We start from the raw sequence: 7,180 nt of genomic DNA on the forward strand, positions 1-7,180 counted from the left end.
GTGGAGCTGAACGGGATCGAACCGATGACCTCCTGCTTGCAAGGCAGGCGCTCTCCCAACTGAGCTACAGCCCCATACGCTTTTATGACTCTTTTGTCATGCAAGCTATGTAAGTGGTGGGCCTAGGCTGACTCGAACAGCCGACCTCACGCTTATCAGGCGTGCGCTCTAACCAACTGAGCTATAGGCCCGTAATGACTTCCGGATCTTTAATCTAGCATACTTTTTAATTCATTGCAATAGAAATTTTGATTTTTTTTATTGCGTGGGTGAACTTTTTTGTGAAACGAGCTTAACAAAAGTACACCCTATTATAAGTCAAGTTCATTCTATATTTCAAATGTGTTTTGGAATTTTCATAAAGAAAAAGCTTGCCCGGTAAAGGACAAGCTTTTTCTTCGTTCAAATTAAATATCAAGATCGCGTACATTTGCCGCGTATTGCTCAATAAACTCCCTGCGTGGCTCTACTTCGTCTCCCATAAGCGTCTCAAATACCATATCGGCATCCATAGCGTCCTCGAGATCTACCTGAAGCAACGTACGAACTTCTGGATCCATCGTAGTCTCCCACAATTGATCTGCGTTCATCTCACCTAGTCCTTTATAACGTTGGACGTTTGGCTTCGGTTGAGGTTTCAAGGTAGCGAGAACCTCATCACGCTGCTTATCGGTATACGCATAGTGCAAGGTCTTCCCTTGCTTGATGCTGTAGAGTGGCGGCTGGGCAATATAAATATACCCCGCTTCAATCAACTGTTTCATGTAACGGAAGAAGAACGTCAATAGAAGCGTACGAATATGCGATCCGTCGACATCCGCATCCGTCATGATGACAACTTTGTGATAGCGTGCCTTCGAAATGTCGAAGTCTTCGCCAACACCAGTACCCAGTGCCGTAATGATTGCACGGATCTCGTTATTACCAAGAATTTTGTCCAGACGGGCCTTTTCCACGTTCAATACTTTCCCGCGAAGAGGAAGAATTGCCTGGAAATGACGATCACGTCCCATTTTCGCAGAACCGCCCGCAGAGTCTCCCTCTACAATGAACAGTTCAGATTCGGACGCATCTTTGGATGAGCAATCTGCCAATTTACCTGGCAAGGCACTTACTTCAAGCGCACTCTTGCGGCGTGTCATCTCACGAGCTTTACGAGCTGCCTCACGAGCACGCGAGGCCATGAGAGCCTTCTCAACCACTTTTTTAGCAACACCAGGATTTTCTTCCATAAACGTGTTGAAGCGGTCACCAAAGACAGATTCGGTAATGCTGCGTGCTTCCGAGTTCCCCAGCTTTGTTTTCGTTTGTCCTTCGAACTGAGGCTCCTGAATTTTTACAGAGATAATCGCAGTGATACCTTCACGCACATCATCTCCAGAAAGATTCGGGTCCTTTTCCTTCAGGAAGTTAAACTTGCGGCTATAGTCATTGATTACACGCGTAAGAGCCGTTTTAAATCCTGTTTCGTGAGTACCACCCTCATGTGTGTTGATGTTATTGGCAAAGGAGTAGATGTTGCTTACATAAGTGTCGTTGTACTGAAGGGCAACCTCCACGACAAGACCCTCTTTTTCCCCTTCGCAATAAATCACATCGTCATGCAGAGCTTCCCGGTTTTTATTCAAGTATTCTACAAACTGGATGATACCGCCCTCGTAGTGGAAGGATTCTTCCTTCTCCTGTTCTGGACGTGTATCCTTCAGCGTAATGCGCAATCCTTTGTTCAGGAACGCCAGCTCGCGAATACGTTTTTGCAAAATATCGTACTCAAACACCGTTGTTTCGGTAAAAATAGTCGGGTCGGGCTTGAAGGTAACTTTTGTTCCCGTCTCGTCGGTCTCGCCCACAACAGCAAGATCGGCATTCGGTGCGCCAACAGTAAAGCGCATGTAGTATACCTGGTTATTTTGTTTAACCTCGACTTCCATCCATTCCGATAGCGCGTTCACTACCGAGCTACCTACCCCGTGAAGACCGCCGGACACCTTGTATCCGCCACCGCCGAATTTACCACCGGCATGCAATACAGTCAAAACGGTTTCAACTGTGGATTTCCCGGTCTTTTCATGAATGCCAGTCGGGATTCCTCGACCGTTATCAGTTACAGATACGGAGTTGTCTGGATGAATGACCACCAAGATCTCGTCGCAATAACCGGCCAGTGCCTCGTCAATGGCATTGTCGACAATCTCCCATACCAGGTGATGCAAACCTCGGCTGCTGGTCGACCCGATGTACATGCCGGGACGTTTCCGAACTGCCTCTAACCCTTCCAGTACCTGAATCTGACTCGCATCGTAGTTTGTATCTTTCGTCGTCACTTGATCCACTACTCTGTCAACTCCTCCACTTCAGCTTGTACAAAGGGAAACTGATCCAAGCTGTCCACGAACTGAGCGCGTCGCTTCAGCGTCAGAGAAGAAATAGGTGAACAGTAAATGGCGTTCTGGGTGATTACATAAGACTTGGTCTCTTCCTCACTATGATCAACAACCGTCTTGCTTTTTTCGAGCAAGAACGCTTTATTGATTTTCGAGGATTTCACAGTCTGATGATCAAGAATGGAAATGACTTCCTTCGTGCTCACCACAGTATCTCCACCAATGTGAATAAACATCCCTGTACCCCCTACCTTTCTCCGGAGATTTTCCCTTCCTTCACGTAAAAACGAGAGGCTTGCTGGAGAACCTGATGCTTTAAGCCTTCCACACCTGTGGTACTTACAAACGTCTGTACTCGATCCTGAATCGTTTCGAGCAGCAAAGTTTGCCGATGTTCATCCAACTCTGACAAGACATCATCCAACAATAGAACGGGGTATTCTCCCACTTCTTCTTTAATCAGCTCAATTTCGGCCAATTTAATGGACAGCGCACTGGTGCGTTGCTGTCCCTGGGAACCATACGTTTGCACATCCATGTTGTTCACTTTAAGTGAAAAATCATCGCGATGTGGACCAATAAGGGTGCTACCCCGCATGATTTCCCGGTCGCGAACCTCTTCGTAGGCAGCAAGCATTTTATCTACAGCCTGATCGATCGTCATCTCTTCAGTAACTGGCGATGAGTTTACGTAATGCAAAGAAAGTCTTTCCCTGCCATCGGTAATGCCGGTGTGGATTTCCTGTGCCCACGTCTCCAGCTTCCGAATGAACTCAAAACGCTTCCGTAACAATTTTACCGCTAAATCGGCTAATTGGGTATTCCAAATTGCCAGCATTTCCAGCGAGTTACTTTTTTTCATGGCCAAATCCTTTAAAAGCTGATTTCGCTGGGCCAGCACTTTGTTGTAATTGCTCAAATAATAAAGATACGTAGGTGAAACCTGACCGATTTCCATGTCGATGAAGCGCCTGCGTTGGGCAGGTGCCCCTTTGACAATAGAAAGATCCTCGGGTGCAAACATGACGACATTCAATGCCCCCACATAAGCGCTCAGCTTCTGCTGCTCCATTCCGTTGATTTTGGCCCGCTTTCCTTTGGTTGTCAACTGCAGCTCCAAACGAACAGAACCGTAGCGACGAAGAACATCGCTACGGATCGTGGCATAATCGGCATCCCAGGAAATGAGCTCCTTGTCGCGGGGCGTTCTGTGGGATTTGGCCAGTGCCAAAACATATATCGATTCGAGAGCATTCGTTTTACCTTGAGCGTTGTTGCCAATGAACAACTGAATGGGACCGTCAAATGACAGGGACATCGTTTCGTAGTTGCGATAATTGGTTAGCGACAGGTTCTTGAGAAACAAGAATCACGCTCTCCTCTCAGGGGCGTACCACTTGATAGCGACCATAGCCTTCAATCGCCACTTCATCGCCAGGATATAGCTTGCGTCCGCGTCTGTTGTCCAGCTCACCATTGACATGGATCGGGACCTCAGCCAAGAAAGCTTTGGCCATTCCGCCCGTATCAATAATTTCAGCCAGCTTCAAAAATTGCCCGAGAGCAATATATTCTGTGCTAATGGAAACCTCACGCATGGTTTGGCTCCTTTCTTTTACGTAAAAACGATTTAGTACGTACGAACCGGCAAAATCAGATGGAGCATCCAATCATGATCGGTTGGACGAATAACAAATGGACTCATCGGGCCACTAAAGCTTGCTTTGATTTCTGCGCTATCAATTGCACGCAGCGCATCGATCATGTATTTAGCGTTGAAGGAAATTTTCAATTCTTCACCATTCATCGCTTTTGGCATCAAAATGTCCGTTACTTTCCCGATTTCAGGTGCATTGGACGTAATTTCGACAGTTCCATCAGACAAGGTAACGAGCTTAACCACGTTCGATTTGCCTTCGCGACTCAACAAGGAAGCGCGTTCGATGGATTGCAAAAATTCCTTGGTGCTAACTGTGATCTCGGTTTTGCTTCCTTGTGGAATGATTCTTGTCGTGTCTGGATATGTTCCTTCCAAGAGGCGGGAATAGAACAAGATATGCTTGGACTTCACCAAAATCTGATTATCTGCAACGACGATATCCGCGAGATTTTGGTCGTCATCTAATATTTTTACCAATTCATTGCAGCTTTTACCCGGAACAACCACGTTATGGAAAGAAAGATCCTCTGGGCATTCCACCATAGCTGTACGGCTAGCCAAACGGTGACTGTCAGTTGCCACAAAACGCAATTTTCCTTGATCAAGTGACCACATCAAACCCGTCAAGATCGGGCGCATTTCGGAAGTGGAAACACCAAAAACCGTTTGACGAATCATAGCCTTCAGCAAATCACAGGGAACACTGAAGACCTTATCTTCTTCCAGGTGCGGCAGCTGTGGATATTCGTTGGCATCCATTCCATTAATGGTGAACTCAGCTTGTCCGGAACGAATTTTGGTTACCAAGCGATCATCCACTTGAATATCGATTTCGTTGCTTGGCAGCTTGCGCACGATTTCGCTGAAAATACGTGCAGTCAATACGATGCTACCAGGCTGATGAATCGTTACGCCCCATTCTCCGGCTTCTTCCAAAGGAATCTGAACTTCGATAGATACATCGGAATCACTTGCAGTCAGTGTCAAACCTTCATCATCGGTTTTCATTTTAATCCCGGTCAAAATTGGAATTGTAGTTCTGCTAGATACAGCTTTGCTGACATGCGATACGGCGTTCGACAATTTCTCTCTCTGAACGGTAATATGCATCGACGTGAGCCTCCCTCTCTGGCGCCATTATTTTGGTTGGAGTCTGCATAATGGCTGCGCCTTTATCATAACTTATTAGGATAAATCTTTTTAACAGAAGTAGTAATAGGGCCTGTGGATTTGTGGATATGTGGACCCGATACGTAAAATAGAGCCTATACACATGTGGGTAAGTTGTGTATAGGCTTTTTGCGTTATGCACAGGTTTAATGGTTTGCTTTTAACTTTTCAATGAGCGACTGAATCGTTGTTTGCATATGAGGGTCATTTGCCAGTGCACGAGAGATTTTCTCATGGGCATGGATGACTGTCGTATGGTCACGGCCGCCAAATTCATCACCGATCTTAGGCAATGAGGCATCTGTCAGCTCTCTAGAGAGATACATCGCAATCTGACGTGGGAAAGCGACGGTTTTTGTCCGTTTTTTCGCCTTGAAATCTTCTAGCTTCAGGCTGAAAGCTTCTCCGACCGTTCGCTGAATGTCCATAATGGTAATCACGCGCGGGCGGGAAGAAGGAATAATGTCTTTCAGTGCTTCCGCAGCCAGTTGTGTGTCAATATCGCGATTAATTAAGGAGGAGTAAGCGACCACACGGATCAAAGCGCCCTCCAGCTCGCGGATATTGCTGTCGATTTGGTTTGCGATATACGCCATTACTTCATTTGGGATATCGAGATTCTCGGCTTTTGCCTTTTTGCGCAAAATCGCAATCCTCGTTTCGAGATCGGGCGGCTGAATATCGGTAATCAGTCCCCATTCGAAGCGTGAGCGGAGGCGATCCTCCAGCGTCGGGATCTCCTTGGGAGGCCGATCGGAGGAGATGATGATTTGTTTGCTTTCTTCATGCAAGGCATTGAACGTATGGAAAAACTCTTCTTGTGTCGATTCTTTGCCCGCCAAAAACTGAATGTCATCAATTAAAAGAACGTCAACACTCCGATATTTATTGCGGAATTCGACGGCTTTGTTGTCACGAATAGAGTTGATGAATTCATTGGTGAATTTCTCGGACGACAAATAGACCACTTTCGCCGATGGGTTGTGCTGAATGACATAATGGCCAATTGCATGCATCAAGTGGGTTTTGCCAAGTCCGACTCCTCCGTAAATGAAGAGGGGATTGTAAGCTTTCGCAGGGGCTTCAGCGACCGCAAGCGATGCGGCGTGAGCGAATCGATTTCCCGATCCGATGACAAACGTGTCAAAGGTGTATTTGGGATTCAAGATACTGGGTGGCTGGTCATCCGCGACAGTAGGCGGAGCGCTCATTTTCACCCGTGGGGCTGGTTGTTCGTCGGCAAAAGCCGCATCGGGATTTTGCATCGCGACGAATTTTACTTTCATATTGATACCCGTCACTTCATATAGTGTATCGGTAATCAGTTGTGCGTACCTAGTTTCTAGCCAATCACGAGCAAAGTCATTTGGTGCGACGACGATCAGTGCATCTTCTTCCAATGTGGTTGCCTTTGTCGCTTTCAGCCAGGTATCGAAACTGGGTTTGCTTAGCGATTTTTCTATCTTGGCCAAGACTTTGCGCCATAGTTCGCTAATCGCTGCATCCAACCAGAATCCCTCCTTTTGGGCCGTCCGAAAAATGATGGATCACCGATCAAAAACGATCGAAAATAAGTGCAAAAACCTGCTATGCTGTGACCCAATTGTCAACACAGCCGTATGAAGCGACTGTGGATAAAAAAAGTCGAAATATAGGGATTCCGCTCGTAGAAGTGAAAAAAAGCAGACGTTTATCCTCAATCCTGTGAGTAATGACATACACATAGGAAAGAATCTGTCCACAAACTTATCCACATGCTGTGGAAAACCCGATTCATGTATCGGAGTTATTCACGCTTCAAAACAAAAACATAATAACAGATATAAGGCATGGCATCAATGGTTTTTTCATACTTATCCACAAACACTACTTCTGGTACTCTGTACATATCGGTGTTTGTCAAGATAGTTGTCGCGAATTGATGAAAATAAGATAACTATGTTTGAGCTTTTTGCTCAGCTTGAAT

At 46.2% G+C, this 7,180-nt stretch carries 6 protein-coding genes and 2 tRNA genes; all 8 read right to left on the reverse strand.

Annotation, left to right across the window (positions count from 1 at the left end):
* Position 1: 1 nt before the first annotated feature.
* A tRNA-Ala gene (locus AB1L17_RS31060) sits at positions 2-74 on the reverse strand.
* Positions 75-114: 40 nt separating this feature from the next.
* Positions 115-191: transfer RNA gene (locus tag AB1L17_RS31065), tRNA-Ile, on the reverse strand.
* A gap of 216 nt (positions 192-407) precedes the next feature.
* Positions 408-2,333, reverse strand: a complete 1,926-nt coding sequence (gyrB, locus tag AB1L17_RS31070; RefSeq protein ID WP_412848459.1) for a DNA topoisomerase (ATP-hydrolyzing) subunit B — start codon at positions 2,331-2,333, stop codon at positions 408-410.
* Positions 2,333-2,620, reverse strand: a complete 288-nt coding sequence (gene remB / locus AB1L17_RS31075; RefSeq protein WP_007720118.1) for an extracellular matrix regulator RemB — start codon at positions 2,618-2,620, stop codon at positions 2,333-2,335. The genes gyrB and remB overlap by 1 nt, the downstream gene beginning before the upstream one ends.
* 11 nt (positions 2,621-2,631) lie before the next feature.
* Complete coding sequence (gene recF, locus AB1L17_RS31080; protein ID WP_390305250.1) at positions 2,632-3,750, reverse strand: DNA replication/repair protein RecF; 1,119 nt, start codon at positions 3,748-3,750, stop codon at positions 2,632-2,634.
* Between the two features lie 16 nt (positions 3,751-3,766).
* The gene (yaaA, locus tag AB1L17_RS31085) at positions 3,767-3,982 is read right to left on the reverse strand and encodes a S4 domain-containing protein YaaA (protein ID WP_412848460.1); all 216 of its coding nucleotides are present in this window, start codon (positions 3,980-3,982) and stop codon (positions 3,767-3,769) included.
* Positions 3,983-4,014: 32 nt separating this feature from the next.
* Positions 4,015-5,154, reverse strand: coding sequence for a DNA polymerase III subunit beta (gene dnaN / locus AB1L17_RS31090; protein WP_412848461.1), 1,140 nt, complete (start codon positions 5,152-5,154; stop codon positions 4,015-4,017).
* Between the two features lie 206 nt (positions 5,155-5,360).
* On the reverse strand, positions 5,361-6,722 hold the full coding sequence (gene dnaA / locus AB1L17_RS31095; RefSeq protein WP_412848462.1) for a chromosomal replication initiator protein DnaA: 1,362 nt from the start codon (positions 6,720-6,722) through the stop codon (positions 5,361-5,363).
* Positions 6,723-7,180: the final 458 nt, after the last annotated feature.

The organism is Brevibacillus jepli (assembly GCF_047229145.1).
Lineage (GTDB): Bacteria > Bacillota > Bacilli > Brevibacillales > Brevibacillaceae > Brevibacillus.